This window comes from Streptomyces erythrochromogenes (assembly GCF_040684695.1).
GTDB lineage: Bacteria > Actinomycetota > Actinomycetes > Streptomycetales > Streptomycetaceae > Streptomyces > Streptomyces erythrochromogenes_C.
Map to the genome: position 1 here is coordinate 713,182 of NZ_JBFBGM010000001.1, position 21,484 is coordinate 734,665.

General features: G+C 74.0%; 22 protein-coding genes. 15 read left to right on the forward strand and 7 right to left on the reverse strand.

The window, feature by feature from the left end; all coding sequences use genetic code 11:
- Window positions 1–59 precede the first annotated feature (59 nt).
- The gene (locus tag AB0O53_RS03055) at window positions 60–1,145 is read left to right on the forward strand and encodes an S-(hydroxymethyl)mycothiol dehydrogenase (protein WP_350989305.1); all 1,086 of its coding nucleotides are present in this window, start codon (window positions 60–62) and stop codon (window positions 1,143–1,145) included.
- A 215-nt stretch (window positions 1,146–1,360) separates the two neighbouring features.
- Window positions 1,361–2,671 (forward strand): alpha/beta fold hydrolase, encoded by a 1,311-nt coding sequence (locus tag AB0O53_RS03060; RefSeq protein ID WP_350989307.1) that lies wholly within the window; start codon window positions 1,361–1,363, stop codon window positions 2,669–2,671.
- Window positions 2,672–2,693: 22 nt separating this feature from the next.
- On the opposite strand, the gene AB0O53_RS03065 is transcribed toward AB0O53_RS03060, so the two are convergent.
- Window positions 2,694–3,512 carry an MBL fold metallo-hydrolase gene (locus AB0O53_RS03065; RefSeq protein ID WP_434094318.1) on the reverse strand — a complete coding sequence of 273 codons (819 nt, stop codon included), beginning with the start codon at window positions 3,510–3,512 and terminating at the stop codon, window positions 2,694–2,696.
- 18 nt (window positions 3,513–3,530) lie between these two features.
- Here AB0O53_RS03065 and AB0O53_RS03070 point away from each other — a divergent pair, with 18 nt between their 5' ends.
- Complete coding sequence (locus tag AB0O53_RS03070) at window positions 3,531–4,295, forward strand: PIG-L deacetylase family protein (protein ID WP_350989311.1); 765 nt, start codon at window positions 3,531–3,533, stop codon at window positions 4,293–4,295.
- A 69-nt stretch (window positions 4,296–4,364) separates the two neighbouring features.
- Window positions 4,365–5,198 carry an enoyl-CoA hydratase/isomerase family protein gene (locus AB0O53_RS03075; RefSeq protein ID WP_350989312.1) on the forward strand — a complete coding sequence of 278 codons (834 nt, stop codon included), beginning with the start codon at window positions 4,365–4,367 and terminating at the stop codon, window positions 5,196–5,198.
- A gap of 29 nt (window positions 5,199–5,227) precedes the next feature.
- Here the strand turns inward: AB0O53_RS03075 and AB0O53_RS03080 are convergent, their stop codons facing one another.
- Both AB0O53_RS03080 and AB0O53_RS03085 read right to left on the reverse strand, forming a co-directional pair.
- On the reverse strand, window positions 5,228–6,169 hold the full coding sequence (locus AB0O53_RS03080; protein ID WP_350989314.1) for an SDR family oxidoreductase: 942 nt from the start codon (window positions 6,167–6,169) through the stop codon (window positions 5,228–5,230).
- A 53-nt stretch (window positions 6,170–6,222) separates the two neighbouring features.
- Window positions 6,223–7,329, reverse strand: a complete 1,107-nt coding sequence (locus AB0O53_RS03085) for a hypothetical protein (protein WP_365192927.1) — start codon at window positions 7,327–7,329, stop codon at window positions 6,223–6,225.
- 224 nt (window positions 7,330–7,553) lie between these two features.
- Here AB0O53_RS03085 and AB0O53_RS03090 point away from each other — a divergent pair, with 224 nt between their 5' ends.
- From AB0O53_RS03090 to AB0O53_RS03120, 7 genes are all read left to right on the forward strand, one after another.
- Window positions 7,554–8,528: an NADPH:quinone oxidoreductase family protein gene (locus AB0O53_RS03090; protein WP_365192929.1), complete on the forward strand. Its 975-nt coding sequence runs from the start codon at window positions 7,554–7,556 to the stop codon at window positions 8,526–8,528.
- Window positions 8,525–9,739 (forward strand): acyl-CoA dehydrogenase family protein, encoded by a 1,215-nt coding sequence (locus AB0O53_RS03095; RefSeq protein ID WP_365192931.1) that lies wholly within the window; start codon window positions 8,525–8,527, stop codon window positions 9,737–9,739. Before AB0O53_RS03090 ends, AB0O53_RS03095 begins: the two co-directional genes overlap by 4 nt.
- On the forward strand, window positions 9,736–10,869 hold the full coding sequence (locus AB0O53_RS03100) for an acyl-CoA dehydrogenase family protein (RefSeq protein WP_365192933.1): 1,134 nt from the start codon (window positions 9,736–9,738) through the stop codon (window positions 10,867–10,869). The genes AB0O53_RS03095 and AB0O53_RS03100 overlap by 4 nt, the downstream gene beginning before the upstream one ends.
- A gap of 365 nt (window positions 10,870–11,234) precedes the next feature.
- Window positions 11,235–11,849, forward strand: coding sequence for a trimeric intracellular cation channel family protein (locus AB0O53_RS03105; RefSeq protein ID WP_365192935.1), 615 nt, complete (start codon window positions 11,235–11,237; stop codon window positions 11,847–11,849).
- A gap of 16 nt (window positions 11,850–11,865) precedes the next feature.
- Complete coding sequence (locus tag AB0O53_RS03110) at window positions 11,866–12,405, forward strand: GNAT family N-acetyltransferase (protein ID WP_365192937.1); 540 nt, start codon at window positions 11,866–11,868, stop codon at window positions 12,403–12,405.
- Window positions 12,406–12,464: 59 nt separating this feature from the next.
- Window positions 12,465–12,830 (forward strand): tyrosinase family oxidase copper chaperone, encoded by a 366-nt coding sequence (locus tag AB0O53_RS03115; protein WP_365192939.1) that lies wholly within the window; start codon window positions 12,465–12,467, stop codon window positions 12,828–12,830.
- A gap of 30 nt (window positions 12,831–12,860) precedes the next feature.
- Entirely contained in the window at window positions 12,861–13,724 is an 864-nt protein-coding gene (locus tag AB0O53_RS03120; protein WP_350989330.1) for a tyrosinase family protein, read from the forward strand.
- Window positions 13,725–13,778: 54 nt separating this feature from the next.
- On the opposite strand, the gene AB0O53_RS03125 is transcribed toward AB0O53_RS03120, so the two are convergent.
- Both AB0O53_RS03125 and AB0O53_RS03130 read right to left on the reverse strand, forming a co-directional pair.
- A complete protein-coding gene (locus tag AB0O53_RS03125; protein WP_350989332.1) occupies window positions 13,779–14,066 on the reverse strand; it encodes a chaplin in 288 nt (95 codons plus the stop codon).
- Between the two features lie 95 nt (window positions 14,067–14,161).
- A complete protein-coding gene (locus AB0O53_RS03130; protein ID WP_350989334.1) occupies window positions 14,162–14,482 on the reverse strand; it encodes a hypothetical protein in 321 nt (106 codons plus the stop codon).
- Window positions 14,483–14,581: 99 nt separating this feature from the next.
- Between AB0O53_RS03130 and AB0O53_RS03135 the strand changes: the two genes are divergently transcribed.
- Window positions 14,582–16,063, forward strand: coding sequence for a carboxylesterase/lipase family protein (locus AB0O53_RS03135; protein ID WP_365192941.1), 1,482 nt, complete (start codon window positions 14,582–14,584; stop codon window positions 16,061–16,063).
- Here AB0O53_RS03135 and AB0O53_RS03140 read toward each other — a convergent pair.
- Together AB0O53_RS03140 and AB0O53_RS03145 are read right to left on the reverse strand one after the other, a co-directional pair.
- On the reverse strand, window positions 16,041–17,327 hold the full coding sequence (locus AB0O53_RS03140; protein WP_365192943.1) for an alpha/beta hydrolase: 1,287 nt from the start codon (window positions 17,325–17,327) through the stop codon (window positions 16,041–16,043). The two genes, AB0O53_RS03135 and AB0O53_RS03140, sit on opposite strands and share 23 nt — an antisense overlap.
- 278 nt (window positions 17,328–17,605) lie before the next feature.
- The gene (locus tag AB0O53_RS03145; protein ID WP_030820224.1) at window positions 17,606–18,292 is read right to left on the reverse strand and encodes a GNAT family N-acetyltransferase; all 687 of its coding nucleotides are present in this window, start codon (window positions 18,290–18,292) and stop codon (window positions 17,606–17,608) included.
- A 140-nt stretch (window positions 18,293–18,432) separates the two neighbouring features.
- On the opposite strand from AB0O53_RS03145, the gene AB0O53_RS03150 reads away from it, so the two are divergent.
- The 3 genes from AB0O53_RS03150 to AB0O53_RS03160 all read left to right on the forward strand — a co-directional run bounded on the left by AB0O53_RS03150 (window position 18,433) and on the right by AB0O53_RS03160 (window position 21,472).
- Window positions 18,433–19,233, forward strand: a complete 801-nt coding sequence (locus AB0O53_RS03150) for an alpha/beta fold hydrolase (RefSeq protein ID WP_350989340.1) — start codon at window positions 18,433–18,435, stop codon at window positions 19,231–19,233.
- Between the two features lie 47 nt (window positions 19,234–19,280).
- Window positions 19,281–19,961 carry a (2Fe-2S)-binding protein gene (locus tag AB0O53_RS03155; protein ID WP_365192945.1) on the forward strand — a complete coding sequence of 227 codons (681 nt, stop codon included), beginning with the start codon at window positions 19,281–19,283 and terminating at the stop codon, window positions 19,959–19,961.
- A gap of 98 nt (window positions 19,962–20,059) precedes the next feature.
- On the forward strand, window positions 20,060–21,472 hold the full coding sequence (locus AB0O53_RS03160; RefSeq protein ID WP_365192947.1) for an alpha/beta hydrolase family protein: 1,413 nt from the start codon (window positions 20,060–20,062) through the stop codon (window positions 21,470–21,472).
- The last annotated feature ends 12 nt before the right edge of the window (window positions 21,473–21,484 follow it).

Here is a 21,484-nt window from a genome sequence, read left to right on the forward strand (position 1 = left end):
CGGGTGCCGTCCGTGTACGTTCGTTGATCCAGACCGAACCGATCAGAACGGGGTACGACGTGACACATCGCGTACGAGGGATCATCGCCCGGAGCAAGGGCGCACCGGTGGAGACGACGACGATCCTCGTGCCCGACCCGGGACCGGGCGAGGCCCTCGTCCGGGTGCAGGCCTGCGGGGTCTGCCACACCGACCTGCACTACCGCGAAGGCGGCATCAACGACGAGTTCCCCTTCCTGCTCGGACACGAGGCGGCCGGGATCGTCGAGTCCGTCGGGCCGGACGTCACCTCCGTGGCGCCGGGCGACTTCGTCGTGCTCAACTGGCGTGCGGTGTGCGGCACCTGTCGGGCCTGCAAGCGCGGCCGCCCCTGGTACTGCTTCGCCACGCACAACGCCACCCAGCCCATGACGCTGGAGGACGGCACCCCGCTCTCCCCGGCGCTCGGGATCGGCGCGTTCGCCGAGAAGACCCTGGTCGCGGCCGGCCAGTGCACCAAGGTGGACCCGGCCGCCTCCCCGGCCGCGGCCGGACTCCTCGGCTGCGGTGTGATGGCCGGCCTCGGCGCCGCCCTCAACACCGGGAACGTCGGCCGGGGCGACTCCGTCGCCGTCATCGGCTGCGGGGGAGTGGGCAACGCGGCCGTGGCCGGCGCCCGCCTGGCGGGCGCCTCGCGGATCATCGCGGTGGACCTGGACGACCGGAAGCTGGAATGGGCGCGCGGACTCGGCGCCACGCACACCGTCAACGGCCGCACCGAGGACGTCGTCAAGGCCGTCCAGGCCCTCACCGGGGGCAACGGGGCCGACGTCGTCATCGACGCCGTGGGCCGCCCCGAGACCTACCAGCAGGCCTTCTACGCGCGCGACCTGGCCGGGACGGTGGTCCTGGTCGGCGTCCCGACCCCGGAGATGAAGCTCGAACTCCCCCTCCTGGACGTCTTCGGCCGCGGCGGCGCACTGAAGTCCTCCTGGTACGGCGACTGCTTGCCCGAGCGCGACTTCCCCCTGCTGATCGATCTCTACCTGCAGGGCCGCCTCGACCTGGACGCCTTCGTCTCCGAGACCATCCCGCTCGACGGGGTCGAGGAGGCCTTCGCCCGGATGGAGCGCGGCGAGGTGCTCCGCTCGGTCGTCGAGTTCTGACCCAGCCCCTTCCGCTCCGTCAGCCCCGTCAGCCCCGCCACCGCCTTCCGTGCGCCCCGGTCCGCCGCGCCGCACGGAAGGCCGGCCGGGGTAAGCCCCCACCGCGCCCTGCGCCCCGGACACGGCCTAGACTCGGGCGGACCGCCGCCGCGCCCGCCCGTGCCTCACCCGGCCGGGGCGCGGAACTCCGTACCTCGTCACCCTGGGGGCCGTCCGTGACCGTCGTCCACAGCTACCGCCAGCCCGGCACGGTCCTCACCGACCACCGGTTCTCCGTCCCCCTGGACCACGCGCGCCCGGACGGGGAGCGGATCGAGCTGTACGGCCGAGAGGTGGTCGCCACCGGCAAGGACCCGGAGAGCCTGCCCTGGCTGCTGTACCTGGAGGGCGGCCCGGGCTTCGGCGCCCGCCGCTTCGTCGGCCGGCAGGCCTGGCTGGAGCGGGCCCTGGAGGACTACCGGGTGCTGCTGCTGGACCAGCGCGGCACCGGCCGGTCCACCCCGGTGAACCGCCAGACGCTGCCGCTGCGCGGCACCCCCGCCCAGCAGGCCGAGCACCTCGCCCACTTCCGCGCCGACTCCATCGTGCGCGACGCCGAGGCGATCCGCCCCGGACTCACCGGTGGCGCGCCCTGGACCGTACTCGGCCAGAGCTTCGGCGGCTTCTGCACCGTCCGCTACCTCTCCAGCGCACCCGAGGGGCTCACCGCCGCCCTGATCACCGGCGGCCTCCCGTCGCTGACGGCCACCGCCGACGAGGTCTACCGGGCCGCCTACCCGCGCATCGCGCGCAAGAACGCGGCCCACTACGCCCGTTACCCGATGGACGTCGAGAGGGCCCGCCGGATCGCCGCCCACCTCGCGGAGCAGCCGGCCGAACTCCCCGGCGGCCACGTCCTGACGGTCGAGGCCTTCCAGTCCCTCGGGATCCTCCTCGGCGGCGGCGACGGCAGCCACCAGCTCCACTACCTGCTGGAGGACGCCTTCGTCCCCACCTCCTGCGGACCGGCCCTCTCCGACGCCTTCCTGGAAGGAGCCCGCGGCCTCCTCTCCTTCGCAGGGCACCCCCTCTACGCGCTGGTCCACGAGGCGATCTACGCCCAGGACCCGGCCGCTCCCACGGCCTGGGCCGCCGACCGCGTGCGGGCGGAACACCCCCGCTTCGACGCCCGCAAGGCCCTCACGGGCGACGAACCCGTGCTCTTCACCGGCGAGACCATCCACCCCTGGCACTTCACCACCGACCCGGCCCTCGCCCCGCTGCGCGAGACCGCCGACCTGCTGGCCGCCCGTACCGGCTGGCAGCCGCTCTACGATCCGGAGCGGCTGGCGGCCAACGAGGTGCCGGTGGCGGCCGCGATCTACCACGACGACATGTACGTGGACGTGGAGGACTCGCTGCGCACGGCCCGCGCCGTGCGGGGCCTGCGGACCTGGGTGACGGACGAGTTCGAGCACGACGGCCTGCGCGCGGGCGGCCCCCGCGTACTGGACCGCCTGCTCGCCCTCGTACGCGACGAGGCCTGACCGGCCGGGCCCGCACCCGCATTCAGCGCGGCGGGCCCGGCTCCGCGGCGTCCGGCGGTTCCACGAAGGCACGGGTCAGATGGGCCGTGGCCAGCAGGGCGCCGCTGCGCGCCGCCCGCGCCAGCAGTCCCTCGCGGGAGGCGCGCGCGGCGGCCCGGTCGCGCTCGTGCGAGTAGGGGACCGCCGGATCGGCCCACTGCACCGCGTGCACCAGCACGTCACCGGTGACCAGGACGTCCCGGCCCGCCCCGCCCTGCTCCACCAGCACCGACTGGTGGCCGGGGGTGTGCCCGGGTGTGGGCAGCAGGGTGATGCCCGCTCCCAGCCGGTGCGTCCCGTCCACCTCGTGCAGCTGCCCGGTCTCCCGCAGCGGGGCCACCGTCCACTCCCACACCGGGTCGTCCCGGTCGAGGGCCGCGACCTCCGCCCGCTGTACGACGTGGCGCGCGGCGGGGAAGAACGGTTCCCCGCCCGGGCCCGCGGTCCAGCCCGCGTGGTCCTCGTGCAGGTGGGTCAGGACCACCGTCTCCACGTCGGACGGTGCGATGCCGGCCGCCGCGAGGGCGGCGGGCAGCCGCCCGGGCACCGGCGCCCACCCGGCGGCCGGCCCGTCCGCCGGCCCGACCCCCGCGTCCACCAGCACCCACCGGCCGCCCGGCCGTGCGATCGCGAAGCAGCGGAAGTCCAGCCGCCAGGCGCCACCGGGGCCGGCCGCCCCCGGATCCAGCAGCGCCGCGCGCGCCCAGGCGGCCTCGTCCGCGCCCGGGAACGCCGTACGGGCGGGCTCGAAGAAGGTCCCGCCGGCATCCAGAAGAGCCACTACCTGTCCGTGACGGTCCATTCGCCTATTGTGCGACGCATGACCGAACAACGTGATCAGCAGGCCCCCTTGGAGCCCATGCCCACCGACTGGCGGCGTGCCCTCGCCGTCGTCGCCCACCCGGACGACCTGGAGTACGGGTGCGCGGCCGCCATCGCGGACTGGACGGACGGCGGCCGGGAGGTGGTGTACCTCCTGGCCACCCGCGGTGAGGCGGGCATCGACTCCCTCGCCCCCGCCGACTGCGCCCCGGTGCGCGAGGCGGAGCAGCGCGCGAGCGCCGCCGTGGTCGGCGTGTCCGCGGTGGAGTTCCTCGACCACCGCGACGGGGTCGTCGAATACGGGCTCGGCCTGCGCCGGGACATCGCGGCGGCCATCCGCCGGCACCGTCCCGAGCTGGTCATCACCCTCAACCACCGCGACACGTGGGGCGGGGAGCAGGGCGGCGGCTACTGGAACACCCCCGACCACAAGGCCGTCGGCCGGGCCACCCTGGACGCGGCTGCCGACGCGGGCAACCGGTGGATCTTCCCGGAGCTCATCTCCGAGCAGGGCCTGGAGCCGTGGGACGGGGTCCGCTGGGTGGCGGTGGCCGGGACCAGCACCCCCACGCACGCGGCCGACGCCGGTCCGGGCCTGGAGCGGTCGGTGCTCTCCCTGATGGAGCACAAGGCCTACATCGAGGCGCTGACGGACCAGGACCCCGAGGAGTACGTCCGCACCTTCCTCACCGGCAACGCCGAGCGGGTCGCGGCCCGGTTCGGCGGCCGTCCGGCGGTCGCGTTCGAGGTCTTCCCCCGCTGACCCTCCCACCCCTAGCCTGACGGTCCATCAGGTATCGGGCAGCTGTCGGGGCCGGAGGTGCGGGACAAGGTGATCGACACCATCTCCACACAGATCGCGGAGGGGGAGGAGCGGCTGCGGCTGGACGTCGCGGACGGCGTCGCGGTCCTCACCCTCTGCCGCCCCGACAAACTCAACGGCTGGAGCTGGGAGTCCAGCCGGCAGCTCGGACTGTTCGCGGACCGGATCCGCTTCGACCCCGCGGTGCGGGCCGTGCTGCTGCGGGCCGAGGGCCGGGCCTTCTGCGCGGGCATCGACGTGACCGCCCCGGGCGGAGCCATCACCGGCGGTTCCGCCGCCGAACGCACCCGCAACTACTACGAGGGCATCCGCTGGGTCCACGAGCGCTTCGCGGTCCTCGCCCGGCTCCCGCAGCCGGTGGTGGCCGCCGTCCAGGGCTACTGCCTCGGCTTCGGCTTCGAACTGGCGCTGATGGCCGACATCCGGGTGGCGGCGCGGGACGCCGTCTTCGCCCTCCCCGAGGCCCGGTTGGGCGTGGCGGTCGACGCGGGCGGCGACCTGCGCATCGCCCGCGAGGCGGGCGCCGGCTGGGCGAAGTTCCTGGCCCTGACGGGCCGCCGCATCGACGCCGCGACCGCCGAACGGCTGGGCCTGGTTCAACTCCTCGTCGAGGCGGACGAACTGGCGGCGGCCTCCGGTGCCCTGGCGGCGGAGATCGCCGCCAACGCCCCCCTCGCGGTCCAGGGCATCAAGCGCGCGGTCGACGCCTACGCCGACGCCGCCCTCCCCGCGGCCCTCGACCGGGTGGCGATGACCGCGGCCCTCACGCTCGCCTCGGACGACGCCCGCGAGGGCTACGGCGCCCAGGCGGAGCGCCGGCCGCCCCGCTTCACCGGGGGCTGACCGGCCGCGGCCGCCGCGCGCGAGCGGCGCTATGCGCTTGCCGGAGGCTGAGCCGCCGGGCGGGGCCCGCCCGGTCCGGCGCGGAAGGGCCCGCGCCCCAGCTGCTCCCGTACCGGGACCACCTCGGGGCTGACCACCGTCCGGCGCTGCCAGTTGGCCCCGTCGACGACCAGCGTGTGGCCGGTGACGAACCGGGCGTACGGCGAGGCCAGGAAGGTCGCGGCCCAGCCCAGTTCGCGCGGCTCCCCGACCCGCAGGGCCGGCTGCCGGGCGTCCTTGGCGCCGGGCGCGGCGCGGTCCAGTCCGCCGCGGATGTCCGCGGTCATGTCGGCGTGCGGGAACAGGCCCGGGACGAGCCCGTTGATCTGGATGCCGTACGGGCCCCACTCCACGGCGAGGGTCTCCACGAGGTTCTTCACCCCGGCCTTGGCGGCGGCGCTGTGGGCGAAGCCCGGCCCGCCGGTCCAGGCGTACGAGGCGCCGATGTTGACGATCGACCCGGGGGTGCCGGCGGCGAGGTGGCGGCGGCCGAACTCGCGGGTCATGAACCAGGTGCCGGTCAGGGTGATGTCGACGACCGCCCGCCAGGCGTTCGGCGAGAGGTCCTCCGCCGGGGACGGGAAATTGGCTGCGGCGTTGTTGACCAGGACGTCCGGCAGCCCGAGCGCCGCCTGCGCCGCGTCGAAGACCTCCGCGACCCGCTCCGGGTCCCGGATGTCGCAGACGGCGGCGCTCACCCGGCCCGCGCCCGGAACGGCGGCCAGCTCGTCCTGCGCTGCCTTGAGCCGCTCGGGGCGCCGGCCCGCGATCAGCAGGTCGGCGCCGAGCCGCGCGAACTCGGCCGCCACGGCCTTGCCCAGCCCGGTGCCGCCGCCGGTCACGAGGACCACCTGGCCCGCGAACGTACCGGGGGGCAGGGCGGCGGCACCGGGCGGCGGCGGCGCGGGCAGGCCGCGCTGAGGGTTCTCCATCCGCCCATCGATAGCGCGCGGGCGCTCAGATCGCCATCCCCGGAGGGCGGCTGCTAGCTGCCGGGGTTGTACGCCTGCTTGGTCGCGCAGGTCCAGATCACCGGCTTGAGCCTGCCCTTCGCGTTCACCGCCGCCCCGCCGACCCGGTCGGCGTCCGACACGGCGTCCGCCATGCTCGCGCCGCCCGCGGCCAGCCGCGGCAGGGCCTTGACCGGGCCGGAACCGGCCCGCAGCAGTGCCTGGTCCGGCAGGGTCATCTGGTCCGGGTGGAACTTGGCCGTGCCGACGCTGAGGTTCGTGGTGGGGCTGATCGCCTCGAAGGTGGCGTACGGGTGCGAGCTCAGCCCGCCGGGAGAGGTGCCGGGGCCGCCGACCGGGGGCTCCCAGACCCACGTGCGGTACTCGTACCACGGCCCGGACCAGTCGTAGCCGACGACCCGGCCGCTTTCGTCGAGGTCCTGGACGTAGCTGTCGTTCATCGTGGGAGCCAGCAGCCGGGCGGCTCCGCCGTCCCCCGGCCACAGCACCGGGTGGGTGTTCTCCAGGTGCTCGCCGGTCTCCGGAACCTCGTGGTCCTGCGTGGCCATGCCGAGGATGTCGCCGTGGTTGTTGATGCCGGTGACCATCGTGATCCGGGTCCCCGGGCCGGCGTCGGCCGGGACGGGCAGCTCGCGGACCTTCTGGCCGTCCTTCCAGACGGTGGCGATCCAGCTGTCGGAGCGGGAGACCACGTACCCGGCGTCGTTGACGTCGGCCTCGAGGTCCGAGCCGTCGCTGCCCGGCAGCGGGGTGATCGCCGCGGCACCCGCCTGGTAGGTGAACAGGGAGGCACTGCCGGAGCCGCGGAGGACGCCCACCATCAGGCCGTGCGCGTTGACGGCGAGCACCTGGCCCGACACGTTCGGGTCGGTGAGCGGGACCCGGTGGACGGTGGTGCCGGTCCAGTAGACCGGCTTGTAGCCCGAGACGCCGACGGCGAGGCCGTCCGCACCGAAGTCGTGGACGCCCTGGCTCTGCGGCATGTCGCGGTAGTACGACTCGTCCCCGATCGAGCCGAGCACCTGGATCTTCGGCGCGCACTTCGCGTCGGTCGCCGCGGCGGCCGGGCCGGCCGCGGTGATCAGGCCGGCCAGAACGACCGCGGCTGCGGCCGCGGACATGCTTCTTCTCATGTGGTGGTCCCCCCTGGACAGGTGCAGTTCCCCGTTGAGTCATGACACGTGCACGCCACATCTTGCCTGACGGTGTGGCGAATGTGGCCTGAAATGACGCGTGTTGTTGGAGGCGGGGCGGCATGTGCGCCTGCCAACGGTTCACAGGAGGGCAAGCGACCGCTTAGTATGCGCCCGGAGCGTGATTCCTCGACGGCGGCTGGAGGCCCCGGATGCAGGCATGGCGAGTACATACCCCCGGAGAGCCCCGCGAGGCCATGCGCCTCGAAGAGGTTCCCGAACCCGTCCCCGGCGAGGGCGAGGTGAAACTCCGGGTCCTCGCCGCCAACGTCAACTTCCCCGACGCGCTGCTCGCCCGCGGGCAGTACCAGATCAAACCCCCGCTGCCCTTCACCCCCGGCGTCGAGGTCTGCGGGGAGACCGAGGACGGCCGCCGCGTCATCGCCAACCCCAGCCTGCCGCACGGCGGGTTCGCCGAGTACGTCACCGCGCCCGCCCGCGCCCTGCTGCCTGCCCCGGACACCCTCGACGACGCCGAGGCGGCCGCCCTCCACATCGGCTACCAGACCGGCTGGTTCGGCCTGCACCGCCGCGCCCGCCTCCGGGCCGGCGAGACCCTCCTCGTCCACGCGGCCGCCGGCGGGGTCGGCAGCGCAGCCGTCCAGCTGGGCAGGGCGGCCGGAGCCACCGTGATCGGGGTGGTCGGCGGCAAGGACAAGGCCCGCACCGCCGAGGAACTCGGCTGCGACCTGGTGATCGACCGTACGGCGGAGGAAATCGCCCCCCGCGTCAAGGAGTTCACCGGCGGCCGCGGCGTCGACGTCGTCTACGACCCGGTCGGCGGGGACGCCTACACCGCCTCCGCCAAGTGCGTCGCCTTCGAGGGCCGGATCGTCGTCGTCGGCTTCGCGAGCGGCACCGTCCCCGCCCCCGCCCTCAACCACGCCCTCGTGAAGAACTACTCCGTGCTCGGCCTGCACTGGGGCCTGTACGCGGCCAAGGACCCCGCGGCCGTCCTCGCCTGCCACACCGAGCTCACCCGGCTCGCCGCCGAAGGCGCGGTCACACCCCTGGTCAGCGAACGCGTCCCGCTCGCAGGGGCCGCCGACGCCGTGCAGCGCCTCGCCGACGGGACCACCACCGGCCGCCTGGTGGTCGTCCCGGGCCTGGACGGGGCCGCCCGATGACCGCCGGAGCCACCCCCAGCACCCCCACCACCGCCGAGGCGCTGCGCGCCCGCACCCGGGAACTCCTCGCCGCGCATCCGCCCGCCGGCACCGGCCGCACCGAGTTCCTCCGCGCCCGCTTCGACGCCGGACTCGCCTGGGTGCACTACCCCGAGGGCCTCGGCGGGCTCGGCGCCCCCCGTACCCTCCAAGCCGTCGTCGACGCCGAACTGGAGGCCGCCGGCGCCCCGGACAACGACCCGCGCCGGATCGGCATCGGCCTCGGCATGGCCGCGCCCACGATCCTCGCGTACGGCACCGAGGAGCAGAAGCGGCGCTTCCTGCGCCCCCTGTGGCTGGGCGAGGAGGTCTGGTGCCAGCTCTTCAGCGAGCCCGGCGCCGGATCGGACCTCGCCGCACTCGCCACCCGCGCCGTCCTCGACGAAAGCGCCGGGGAATGGACCGTCGACGGCCAGAAGGTCTGGACGTCCAGCGCCCACAACGCCCGCTGGGGCATCCTCGTCGCCCGCACCGACCCGGCCCTGCCCAAGCACCAGGGCATCACCTACTTCCTGTGCGACATGCACGACCCCGGCGTCGAGGTCCGGCCGCTGCGCCAGATCACCGGCGAGGCCGAGTTCAACGAGGTCTTCCTCACCGGCGTCCGCATCCCCGACACCCACCGCCTCGGCGCCGTCGGCCAGGGCTGGGCGGTCGCCCGCACCACCCTGATGAACGAGCGCGTCTCCATCGGCGGCATGCGCATCCCCCGCGAGGGCGGCATGATCGCACCCGTCGCCGCGGCCTGGCGCGAACGCCCGGCCCTGCGCACCCACGCCCTCCACCAGCGGCTGCTGGAGCTGTGGGTCGAGGCCGAGGTGGCCCGCCTCACGGGGGAGCGGCTGCGCCAGCAGCTCGCCGCGGGCCAGCCCGGCCCCGAGGGCTCGGGCATGAAGCTGACCTTCGCCCGCCTCAACCAGGAGATCAGCGGCCTGGAGGTCGAACTCCTCGCGGAGGAGGGCCTCCTGTACGAGGACTGGACCATGCGCCGCCCCGAACTCGTCGACTTCACCGGCCGTGACGCCGGCTACCGCTACCTGCGCGCCAAGGGCAACAGCATCGAGGGCGGCACGAGCGAAATCCTCCTCAACATCGTCGCCGAACGCGTCCTCGGCCTGCCCCCCGAGCCGCGCGACGACAAGGACCTCGCATGGAAGGACCTCTCCCGATGACGGCACCGACGGCCCCGACACCGCCGGCGGCACCGGCCGACCTCCTCTACTCCGAGGCCGAGGAGGAACTGCGCGCCGCCGTACGCTCGCTCCTCACCGACCGGTGCGACGCCCAGGGGATCCTCGACCGCGCCGAGACGGGCCGGCCGCACGACCCGGCCCTGTGGCACACCCTCGCCGCCGGGATCGGCGCGGCGGGCCTCCTCGTACCCGAGAAGCTGGGCGGCCAGGGCGCGGGGCACCGCGAGGCGGCCGTGGTGCTGGAGGAACTGGGCCGCGCCGTGGCGCCCGTCCCCTACCTCACGAGCGCCGTGCTCGCCACGGAGATCCTGCTCGCCTGCGACACCCCCGAAGCGGCACCGCTGCTGGCGGAACTGGCCGCGGGACGCACCGTCTGCGTCCCGGCGCTGCCGCTGACCCTGGCCCCCGGGGCGCGCCTGCCCGCGCCCGTGCGGGACACCGGCGGCGCGGCCCTGACCGGCACGGTCACCGCCGTGGCGGACGCGGTGGCCGCCGACGTCCTGCTCGTCCTGGCCGACACCGGGCTCCACGCCGTCCGTGCCGAAGAGGCCGGTGTGACCCCGCTCGTCCCGCTGGACCTGACCCGTCCGCTGGCCACCATCACCCTGGAGGGAGCCCCGGGCACCCGCCTCGCCGACCCCGCGACGGCCCGGGCGGCCGTCGCGGGAGCGCTGCTCTGCGCCGCGGGACTGCTCGCGTCCGAGCAGGTCGGGCTGGCCGAGTGGTGCCTGACCGAGACCGTCGCACACGTCAGGGGCCGCTACCAGTTCAACCGGCCCGTCGGCTCCTTCCAGGCCCTCAAGCACCGCCTGGCGCGGCTCTGGCTCGACGTGGCCTCCGCCCGGGCCGCCGCCCGGGCCGCGGCCGACGCCCTCGCCACCGGGGCCCCCGACGCGCCGCTCACGGTCGCCGTCGCCCAGGCCTACTGCTCGGGGGTGGCCGTCCGCGCTGCCGAGGAGTGCGTCCAGCTCCACGGCGGCATCGGCATGACCTGGGAACACCCGGCCCACCTCTACCTCAAGCGGGCCAAGGCCGACTCCCTCGCCCTCGGCACGGCCGGCCACCACCGCGGCCTGGTCGCCGACTTCGCGGAACTCCCCGCTCCCTGAAGGGCCCCGGCCTGCGGCGGCGGGTGCCCGACCGGACGCATGCCCGCGCCCTTGCGGGCTCCGCCGGCCCCGCCGCCCCCGGACCTGCGGGTGGGCGACCGGGGCTCGGCCCGGCCGGCCGCCCGGAAGCGGCTCGCAGCCGAACTGCGCGGGCGGCACGTGGTCGACCGGGTACGCGACGGGTCCCGTACGCAAGGGCGTCGGCAGGGCAGCCCCGGCCGCCGGCCGCCCCGTGCTCGTCCCTTCGGCCGATTCCGCCTGCTCGGCCCCGGCCGGACGGCCGATGCGGCGGCGGCGCCCGGTGCGGCAGTCTCGACGGGTCGCCCCGACCCCCGCCCCGTCCCGCCCCGTGAAGGAGGCGCGCCGTGCTGCACGCCCTCTACCTGCTCGGCATAGCCGCCTTCGCGGCCTCCGGCGTACTGGCCGCCCACCGGGCCGGCATGGACCCCTTCGGCGGGCTCGTCCTCGCCTTCGCCGCCGCCCTCTCCGGCGGCACCCTGCGCGACCTCGTCCTCGGCCGGCACCCGCTCTACTGGACCCACGACCGGCTGCTGCTCGTCGTCATCGCCGCCGTCGCCGTGGCGACCATGCTCCACCTGCGCCGCCGGCCCACGCTCCCGCACCGCACCCTCATGGTCGTCGACGCCGTCGGACTCGCCGTCGTCACCGTCATCGGGGCCCGCGCGGCCATCGACGCCCACGTCACGCCCGTCGCCGTCCTCATCCTCGCCGTGCTGACCGGAGTCACCGGCGAGGTCGTCCGCGACGTCCTGTGCGGAGAGTTCCCGCCCCTGCTGCTGCGGGAGGAGGTGTACGCGACCGCCGCGCTCGCCGGCGCCGCCGTCCACCTCGCCCTGCACGCTGCCGGAGCCGGGGACACGGCCACCACGTGCGTCTCCGCAGGCCTGGTCTTCGCCCTGCGGATGACCGCCGTCCTGCGCGACCTGCACCTGCCCCGCCTGCGGCACGTACAGGACTGATCCGTATGCTCACCGCATGACCGCCGTGATCACCGCGCTGTCCGCGACCGGACTGCGCACCCACCGCGCCGAACTCGCCGCCCTCCTGCACGCCGTGGTCCGCGACGGCTCCTCGCTCGGCTTCCTGGAGGGCCTCGACCACCGGGCGGCCGCCGCCTGGTGGGACTCCCTGCTGCCCGCCGTCGAGGACGGATCCCTCGCCCTGTGGGTCTCCCGCGCCGGCGCCGACGGCCCCATCGACGGCACCGTCAGCTGGTACCGGGAGTCCAAGCCCAACGGCCGCCACCGCGCCGAACTGCGCAAGCTCATGGTCCACCCGGCCGCCCGGGGCCGCGGCACCGCCCGCGCCCTCCTCGCGCACGCGGAGGCCGAGGCCGTCCGGGCCGGGGTGCTCCTGCTGTTCCTGGACACCGAGACCGGCAGCGGCGCCGAGCACGTCTACCGCTCGGCGGGCTGGATCGAGGCGGGCACCATCCCCGACTACGCCACCGACCCGGCGGGCCGGCTCCACCCGACGACCCTCTTCTACAAGCAGCTCCGCGACGCCCACCGGTGACCTCGCCCGCCGCGCGGCGTTAGACCCGTAGCCGCCGGCCACCGAGCGAGGGAGACCGCATGTCCGCAGCAACCGCCGCCGCACCTCTGACCCGACGCGCCCTCCTGCGCACGGCGTTCACCGCGGCCGTGCTGGCCGGTACGGGTGCGGCCCTGGCCCCCGTACTGCGCGCCCGCCGGCCCCGGCAGACCCTCACGCCGGCACCGCTGGAAGAGGAGACGTACCGGGGCCGGCACATCGCCGTGGACGTCGCCGGGGTCCGCATCGACGGCCGCCCGCTGCACGTCATGCGCCGGGCCGACGGCAGCTACCTGAGCGGGGTCAACCACTTCCAGTCCTACGCGACCCCACTGGAACTGGCCCGGGCCGCGGTCGACGAACTGGGCACGACCCAGCTGGCGTTCGCGGCCCCGCACCACGGCTGACCGACCAATGGGAACGGGAGGACCCACGCTTTGCACGTCCGGCAGAACCAGAAGAACCTCACCAGCGCCCAGAAGAAGCGGTTCACCGCGGCGGTACTGGAGCTCAAGCGCAGCGGCGCCTACGACGCCCTGGTGCGCACCCACGACAAGTACTTCGTGCCCGACCGCGACCGCAAGCTGCGCGTCGGGCACATGTCGCCGTCCTTCTTCCCGTGGCACCGGCTCTACCTGCTGGAGTTCGAGAAGCAGCTGCAGCAGCTCGACCCCGGCGTGTCCGTCCCGTACTGGGACTGGACCACCGACACCAGCCCCGTCTCCCCGCTCTGGGCGGACGACTTCCTCGGCGGCACCGGCCGCTCGACCGACCGCAAGGTGATGACCGGGCCGTTCGCCTACGACAAGGGCAACTGGACGGTGACCGTGGGCATCACGGAGGCCGCGTTCCTCACCCGCAACCTGGGCAGGCCGCAGAACCCGATCGCCCTGCCCACCCCGGCCGAACTGCAGTGGGCGATCGACGACCCGGTCTACGACGTGTCGCCCTGGGACTCCACGGCCACGGCGGGCGGATTCCGCAACAAGCTGGAGGGCTGGGCGGCCCCCAGGAGCGAGCGCTGGCGCAACCACAACAAGGTCCACCAGTGGATCGGCGGCCACATGACGGGCGGTACGGCGCCCAACGACCCCGCGTTCTGGCTGCACCACGCCTTCGTCGACCTGATCTGGGACCGCTGGCAGCGCAAGCACCCCCGCTCCGGCTACCTGCCCGCGGCGCCCCTGGCCCTCGGCGACCTCCAGCGCGGCCGGGTGATCGCCCTCGACGAGCCGATGCCGCCCTGGAACGTGACCCCGCGCGAGGTCCTCGGCCACCAGGGTCAGTACCGCTACGAATGAGCACAGGGGAAGGGCCCCCGCCGAGCGGCGGGGGCCCTTCGGTCGTGCAGGCGATCAGTGGCCGTAGCCGGCACCCTCGGTGTGGTGGTCGGCGCCGCCGCCCGACGCGTTGACGCAGGTGTTGCCGAACGCGGGGTTCAGCAGGCCGATCACGTTCACCGTGTTGCCGCAGACGTTGACCGGGACGTGCACCGGAACCTGGAGCAGGTTGCCCGACAGGACACCGGGGGAGCCGACCGCCGCACCGTGCGCTCCGGCATCGGCGACAGCCAGGCCCGCACCGGCGACCACGGCGCTACCGGTGACAGCGGTGATGGCGAATGCCTTCGCGATACGCGACATCAAGATCTCCTCGTGAGATATGGGGTGCCACAGAATCTGTGGCATTTGACATGGCATACAACGCGGGGAGGGCCGAGGGGTCACGGCCCCTGCGCCTACCCGGTGACGGCGAATGCGACGGAGGCGAAGGCGGGCCGCACCTGAACGGCGTCACCGGGCCGCAGCGTCCCGATGACCCGGCCGGTGCAGCGGGGGCCCTGGTAGAGGGTCGCCGAGGCGCGGGTCCCGTTGGTCACGGCACGGCCGCCGCCTCCTTCGGCCGCCACGCAGCCCCGCGGCGCGGTGAGCCCGTGGACCCGGTCGTCCTGGCCGACGTACTGGAAGTCCGCCCCCGCGGCGTGGGCCGGACCGGCGATGCACGAGATGCCCGCCAGCAGCAGGACGGGCAGAGTGTGGGGGATACGCAGGATTCGCATGCCCGTCCAACCGGGCCGGTCCCCGGCCCGGTCACGCCTTGTCACCCGTTGGACGGCTGTGCGACGGTGCGGGACCGGTACCAGCAGCAGGAGGACGGGATGAGTGCACAGGGCGTCGCCGCCGGCGTCGGCCGGCCGCGGGTCAGGACCGGGGCCGGCACGGTCGAGGGCCGTACCGGGGCCGACGGGATCTCCGTCTTCCTGGGCATCCCGTACGCGGCCCCACCCGTCGGCGCCCTCCGCCTGGCACCGCCCGCGCCCCCGGCCGCCTGGGACGGCGTGCGCGAGGCCGCGGCCTTCGGTCCGACGGCGCCCAAGGTGCCCTACCCGCCCACGTTCGCGGCCCTGCTGCCCGACCCGGTGGTCCCCGGCGACGCCTGCCTGAACCTGAACGTGTGGACCCCCGAGCCGGCCCCCGGTGCCGGCCTGCCGGTCATGGTGTGGATCCACGGCGGGGCGCACACCCGCGGCTCCTCGGCCGTGCCCGTCTACGACGGATCCGCCTTCGCCCGCGACGGCGTCGTGCTGGTCTCCGTCAACTTCCGCCTCGGCGTCCTGGGGTACGGGCTCTTCCCCGACGCGCCCGCCAACCGGGGTCTGCTGGACCAGATCGCCGCCCTCGAATGGGTCCGCGACAACATCGCCGCCTTCGGCGGAGACCCGGCCCGCGTCACCCTCTTCGGCGAATCCGCCGGAGCCATCAGCATCGGAGCCCTCCTGGCCGCCCCCCGCGCGGCCGGACTCTTCCACCGGGCGGTCCTGCAGAGCGGCGCCCCCGAGGCCCTGCCGCGCCCCCGGGTACGCGCCATGGTGCGGCGGATGGCCTCCCTGCTGAAGGTGGAGGCCACCGCGGCGGCCTTCACCGCCGCCGCCCTGCCCGACCTCATGGCCGCCCAGGCGGCCGTCCTGCGCAGATCGGGCCCCCTCCTCGGCGGACCCGCCTTCGGCCTGGTCGTCGACCCGGACACGCTGCCCGTGGACCCCCTCGACGCCCTGACCGCCGACGAGGACCCCGCCTCCGGCGCGGTGCCGCTGCTGTTCGGGTGGACCACCGAGGAGTACCGGCTCTGGCTCGCCCCCACCGGCGGAATGCGGGTGCTGGACCGGATGGGGCCGCTTGCCGTGGCACTGGCCCGCACCCGGACCGGCAAGGACCGCGCCGCCGTGGCCGCGCTGCGCACCGCCCTGCCCGGGGCCGGTCCGGCCGAACTCGCCGGGCAGCTGTTCACCGACCGGCTGCTGCGCGATCCGCTGCGCAGGCTCGCCGGGGCCCGGCGGGCGGCGCCGAGCTTCCTGTACGAGTTCTCCTGGTGCTCGGGCGTCCCGGGGCTCGGGGCCTGCCACGCCCTGGAGCTCGGCTTCGTGTTCGACACCCTGTCCGTGCCCGAGGCCGGGTGGCTGGCGGGCCGGGAGACCCCGCAGGAGCTGGCGGACGAGATGCACGGGGCCTGGGTCCGGTTCGCGACGACGGGCGACCCGGGCTGGGCGCCCTGGAACGGCGACGGCCCGCCGAAGCCGTTCGGCGGGCCGGAGCCGGAGCGGGCGCAGGACCCGGTGGTTACTCGACCGGTCCTTCCATGACCTTGCTGATGTACTGGATCGGCCCCTCGCCCATGTTCGGGACGTAGGTCTTGGCGTTGTGCTGGCCGCCCGGGATCACCCGCAGGCTGGTGTGCACCGGTCCCTTGTTGCCGAAGGTGGCGACGAACTTCTGCACGTCCGGCAGGGTCTTCTTGTTGCTCTCGTTGTCGCCGACCTGGAAGGCGATGTAGACGTCCGGGCCCTTGGTGTCGATGAGCTGCTTGGCCAGCAGCTCCGGGTTGTTCTCGGCCTTCTCCTTGTCGTGGCCCTTCCACAGGGAGGAGTCCGGGACGATGTCCGGGCCGGAGGCGATCACGGCCTTGAACTTGTCCGGGTGCTTCAGCACGGCCTTCATGCCCGCGAAGCCGCCGGTTGAGGAGCCCATGAAGGCCCAGCCGTCACGGGACTTCACCGTGCGGAAGTTCGCCTTCATCAGGTCCGGGACGTCCTCGGTGAGCCAGGTGCCCATCTTCGGCTGCCCGGGGATGTCGGAGCCGTCCCAGTAGACGCCCTTGTCGTCCGGGCCGGGGTTGAGCACGGGCATGGCCAGCAGGAAGGGCTTGCTCTTGCCCTCCGCGTACCACTTGCTGATGCTGGTCTGGAGGCCGAGGTCGGTGCCCATCCAGTAGTTGCTCGGGTAGCCGGCCCCGCCGGGGAGGGCGATCATGACCGGGAAGCCGCTCTTGGCGAACTTCGGGTCGTTGTACTCCTTGGGTGCCCAGACCCAGACCTTGCCCTTGAAGCCGGACTTCTTGCCGTCCAGGGTGGTCACGGCCACGTGCGTGCCGTCGGCCAGGGTCATCGAGTTCTTGAAGTCGGCCGCCGGCCCGGTCGGCATGAGCATCTTGGAGTTCGCCGGCTGCTGGGCCCCCGCGCCGCCCTGACCGGACTCCTTGCCGCCCCCGCCGGGCCCGAAGGACACCGCCGAGCCCTTGTCGGTGAAGGGGGGTATCTCGTAGTAGGCCATGACGCCGGCGGCTATGCCCGCCAGCGCCAGGACCGAGACACCGGCGATCAGCCACCGCTTGCCCCGGGACCTGCGGCGCGGGGGCTCGGGCTGCTCGGCCCACTGCTCCTGCTCCCACTGCCCCTGCGGCGGCCGGTCGTACGCCCGGGTCGGCCCGTCGTACGGCTCGGCGTACGGGGACTGCCCGTGCGGCTGCTGCCCGTACGGCTGCCCGTACGGTTCGCCGTAGGGCGGCTGCGGGCTCTGCCCCTCCCGCCGGTAAGGCTGGTGCTGCTGCCCCTCGGGTGCGTACGACATGTGCGGTGGCTCTCCGGCTGGTGCTGCCCCCAGGAGGGGCGGTGGTCCGACGTCTCGGTTCTTCCGTTCGGAAGATGAACGAAAGTACGCCGGGGTTGCACACTTTCCCTTCTCTTGGGGTTTCCTGGGGCAGCCCATTGCCCGGTGCCGCACAGCACCGGGAGGTGGCGATCTGGTGGTCGTCCACTGCCTGCCGGGGACGGGACTCGGCCCTCGCCCCGGCGTTCCTCGGACGAGGGCGCCGGGGCAGGACCGTTTTTGTCGTTGTCCGGTCCGGGCTAGGCCGGGATCAGGGTCTTGCGGCGGCGCTTGCGCTGCGCCCCCGCCGACAGCCTCAGCTCGATGATCGACCGTACGGCCGGCCACTCCTCGTCGAGGATCGAGTAGAAGGCGGTACTGCGGACGGCGCCGTCCAGCCCCCGCGAATGGGCCCGGCGGACCCCCTCACAGGTGAAGCCGAGACGTTCCATCGCGGCCCGCGACCGGCCGTTGCGCGCATCGGCGCGCAGCGAGATGCGCCGGACCCCCCAGGTCTCGAAGGCGTGGCGGAGCATGAGCAGCTTCGCCTCGGTGTTGATGCCGGTTCCCTGGGCGGTCGGGGACAGCCAGGTATTGCCGATCTCGGCGGCATCGGGGATCGCCGTCGCCGGATCGCCGAACGGGACGCCCGGCACGGCGGGCCACACCAGTGGCCCCTGCCAGTAGTCGAGTTCCAGGAACCGGGTCGAACCGACCACGCGCCCGTCAGTGGCTCTGACGATGGCGAACGGGAGCGATCGACCCGCGGCCTGATCGGCGAGCGCGCGGTCGATGTACTCGTGTGACGCCTGCACCCCGTGGGGTACGGGGGTGAAGGCGTAAGTCGTACGATCCTCGGCACCGGCCACGGCCAGGGCCTCGGTGTGGTGGGGTGCGAGGGGCTCGAGCCGCACGGTGCGGCCCGCGAGGTGTACGGGTACGGGCACGGAGCCTTCGGTCCTTCTGGGCGGTGGGGTGGTTGCACAGTCTGCGTCCATGACGTCGCCCCCCGTGCAAAACACGAGTGAAAGGCAACCGGCTGTCAGGTGAACGCGAGTGGCTCAATGTAGCCCCTTAAAGTCCTTCCATGAAGCCCCAATTTGGCAATGGTGTGACGCTGGTTTTCGACGACTTGGGTCCCCGCGCCGGAGCGCCCGTAATCCTGATCCACGGACATCCCTTCAACCGCACGATGTGGGCCCCCCAGACGGCCGCCCTCACGGCCGCCGGATACCGCGTGATCACGCCTGACCTGCGAGGATACGGAGACAGCCCGGTGCTGCCGGGCAAGGCCCTGCTCGCCGATCTCGCGGACGATCTCGCCGCCCTGCTCGCCGGACTCGGCATCGAACAGGTGGTCGTCGTTGGTGTGTCCATGGGCGGTCAGATCGCGATGGAGATGCGACTGCGCCACCCGGGTCTGGTACGGGCCCTCGTGCTCTGCGACACCTCCCCGGCGCCCGAGACGGAAGCCGGGGCGAAACTGCGCCGGGAGACGGCCGAACGGCTGATCGCCGAGGGCATGCGGCCCTACGCCGAAGAGGTGATCGACAAGATGCTGGCGCCCTACAACGTGACCGCCATGCCCGAGGCCGCGGCCCGGGTCACCGCCATGATGTGCGGGACCGACCCCGAGGGCGCGGCCGCCGCACAGCGCGGCCGGGCCGAGCGCCCCGACTACCGTCCGGTGCTCGCCGGCGCCGCCGAGCCCTGCCTGGTGCTGGTCGGCGCCGACGACGTCTTCACCCCGGTCGCGGAGGCCGAGGCCCTGCACGCGCTGCTGCCGCACTCGGTGCTCACCGTGATCGAGGGGGCGGGGCACCTGCCGGGAGTGGAGCAGCCGGAGGCCTTCAACCGGGCCCTGCTGGACTTCCTCGCCGGTCTCTGAGGGGTGCACCGGGGTCGCCCCGCGCGGGGCCTGAGATCATGCCCCGTATGGACGACGTACTGCGGCGACTGGCCGACGTGGGGCCCTTCTTCACCGCCGCTCCCGGGCAGGAGCCGCCCGGGCCCGGCTTCCGTCCGCTCACCGCGCTGTACGGCGGACAGCTGGAGCCGTACGTGGCCGAGGTCGGCCGCCGGATCGGCAGCGGGCCCGGAAGGGTGGCAGCCTCGACCGCCCAGTTCGGGATCGCCTCCCGGCTGTGGTCCATCGGGCTGGGGTGCGCGGCCCTGGCCGGGCGGGTGCCGGACCTTGCCGCCGACCGGGTGTGGTGGCGGCTGCCGGACGAAGGCTCGCTCCAGCTCTGGCTGCCCGAGCCCGCGGCCCGGCCCGCCGAGGGCCTCGGGGAGTCGGTCCTGGAGAACCTGGCCCTGCTGCAGACGGCCCTGCGGGAGCGGTACGGGCTCTCCCCGACGGTCCTGCGGGGGAACGCCGCGTCCGGGCTGGTCGGCGCGCTGCGGGTGCTGATCGACCGGGTCCCGGGCGGCGCGGCCCCCGGGCTGGTGCGCGACCTGCTGGCCGAGGACGGCGCGCTCGCCGGCACCGGGGACTTCATCCACGAGGAGGGGCTCGGCGTGGCCTTCGTACGGCGCAGCTGCTGCCTCTACTACCGGGTCCCGGGCGGCGGTGGCCTGTGCGGCGACTGCGTCCTGCGCACCCGGCGCAGTGGCTGAGCCCTCCGCAGTGGCTGAGCCCTGCGCGGGGTCCCGTTCGGAGTAGGGGAGGGCGCGGCGGCACCACGGGCGCGGGGGCGCGTCGTAGCGTCCCCTGCATGACCGCCAGCACACCGCACCAGCCCGCTTCCGTCAGCCGCCGCGCCGCCCTGACCGGGCTGGCCGCGGGAGCCGGGGCGCTCGCCGTCGGGAGCACCGCCTGCACCGCGGCCGCCGTGTCGACGCCGTCCGCCTCCTCCGCGCCGTCCCCGTCGGCCGCGGATCCGGCGCCCGGAGCGATGAAGCTCTTCACCGACCCCGGCTTCAACTTCGCGGGGCTGCTCGCGCTCGGAGCCGCCGGCATGCGCGCCTCCGAGGTCGGCGAGGTGCTCACCGCGGTCAACACCATCAACGCGGCCGGTCTGTCCGAGCAGACGTACACCGACACCTTCCGGTCCTGGGGCGACCGGCTCGCCGCACCGCCCGCCGCGGGCCGGGACGGCGGCGGGACACCGTCGCAGACCCGCCGCTTCCGCTCGCTGCGGGCCGCCCAGTACTACGCCCAGGCGCTGTTCTACGTCCTGGGCACCGACGCGCCGGGTGACGAGGAGGCGGTCTACCGGTCGGGTCGCAAAGCCTGGGACACCTTCGCGAAGCTCTGTACGCCGGCCGCCGTCACGGACAGCGTCCCGTGGGACAAGACCCGGCTGCCGATCTGGTTCTTCCGTCCGGACGGTCCCGCCGAGCGGCGCCCCACCGTCATCCTCACCAACGGCAGTGACGGCCAGAACCTCGACATGTGGACCTACGGGGTGTCCGCGGCGATCGACCGGGGCTGGAACGCCCTCGTCTACGACGGCCCCGGCCAGGGGCAGTTGCTGTTCGTGGAGGAGATCCCCTTCACCACCCGCTGGGAGACGGTGGTCAGCCCGATCGTGGACTGGCTGCTGCGGCGCGAGGACGTGGACGGCGACCGGATCGCCATCACCGGACTGAGCATGGGCGGCAACCTCGCCCCGCGCGCCGCCGCCTTCGAGCACCGGCTCGCCGCCGTCGTGGCCATGCCCGGCTGCCTCAGCCCCTGGCTCGGCTTCGACAAGGAGCTGCGCGACATCGTCACGCCCGACAAGGCGGAGACCAACCGGATCTGGAACGAGGAGGTCGTTCCGGAACTGACCCCGCAGCTGGCCTTCACCGTCAAGAAGCGCTTCGAGATCTTCGCCCGGCAGGCGCTGCGCCAGGCGCGCGAGGGCAAGGTCCTCACGGACCTGTGGACACCGGCCCAGGTGGCCATCGGTCTCGACATCACCAAGGTGGTCGGGCGGATCAAGGCCCCGACGCTCGTCCTGGACTACGACTTCGAGCAGTTCTACCCGGGCCAGCCGCGCGAGATGTACGAACTGCTCCGCACGCGGCGGGAGTACGTGAAATTGACGAAGGCCACCGGGGCGCAGTTGCACTGCTCCCCGATGGCCCCGCAGCAGCACTGCGACGTCGTCTTCGACTGGCTCGCCGACGTGCTCCAGCGCTAGTGGCTCCTGTGC

Excerpts from the sequence above, each read along its gene's own strand:
- AB0O53_RS03065 (WP_434094318.1), bottom strand. The coding sequence starts at position 3,512 with ATGGACCGTCACGGACAGGTAGTGGCTCTTCTGGATGCCGGCGGGACC.
- AB0O53_RS03070 (WP_350989311.1), top strand. The coding sequence starts at position 3,531 with ATGACCGAACAACGTGATCAGCAGGCCCCCTTGGAGCCCATGCCCACC.
- AB0O53_RS03080 (WP_350989314.1), bottom strand. The coding sequence starts at position 6,169 with ATGGAGAACCCTCAGCGCGGCCTGCCCGCGCCGCCGCCGCCCGGTGCC.
- AB0O53_RS03085 (WP_365192927.1), bottom strand. The coding sequence starts at position 7,329 with ATGTCCGCGGCCGCAGCCGCGGTCGTTCTGGCCGGCCTGATCACCGCG.
- AB0O53_RS03090 (WP_365192929.1), top strand. The coding sequence starts at position 7,554 with ATGCAGGCATGGCGAGTACATACCCCCGGAGAGCCCCGCGAGGCCATG.
- AB0O53_RS03095 (WP_365192931.1), top strand. The coding sequence starts at position 8,525 with ATGACCGCCGGAGCCACCCCCAGCACCCCCACCACCGCCGAGGCGCTG.
- AB0O53_RS03100 (WP_365192933.1), top strand. The coding sequence starts at position 9,736 with ATGACGGCACCGACGGCCCCGACACCGCCGGCGGCACCGGCCGACCTC.
- AB0O53_RS03110 (WP_365192937.1), top strand. The coding sequence starts at position 11,866 with ATGACCGCCGTGATCACCGCGCTGTCCGCGACCGGACTGCGCACCCAC.
- AB0O53_RS03115 (WP_365192939.1), top strand. The coding sequence starts at position 12,465 with ATGTCCGCAGCAACCGCCGCCGCACCTCTGACCCGACGCGCCCTCCTG.
- AB0O53_RS03125 (WP_350989332.1), bottom strand. The coding sequence starts at position 14,066 with ATGTCGCGTATCGCGAAGGCATTCGCCATCACCGCTGTCACCGGTAGC.
- AB0O53_RS03130 (WP_350989334.1), bottom strand. The coding sequence starts at position 14,482 with ATGCGAATCCTGCGTATCCCCCACACTCTGCCCGTCCTGCTGCTGGCG.
- AB0O53_RS03135 (WP_365192941.1), top strand. The coding sequence starts at position 14,582 with ATGAGTGCACAGGGCGTCGCCGCCGGCGTCGGCCGGCCGCGGGTCAGG.
- AB0O53_RS03140 (WP_365192943.1), bottom strand. The coding sequence starts at position 17,327 with ATGTCGTACGCACCCGAGGGGCAGCAGCACCAGCCTTACCGGCGGGAG.
- AB0O53_RS03150 (WP_350989340.1), top strand. The coding sequence starts at position 18,433 with ATGAAGCCCCAATTTGGCAATGGTGTGACGCTGGTTTTCGACGACTTG.
- AB0O53_RS03155 (WP_365192945.1), top strand. The coding sequence starts at position 19,281 with ATGGACGACGTACTGCGGCGACTGGCCGACGTGGGGCCCTTCTTCACC.
- AB0O53_RS03160 (WP_365192947.1), top strand. The coding sequence starts at position 20,060 with ATGACCGCCAGCACACCGCACCAGCCCGCTTCCGTCAGCCGCCGCGCC.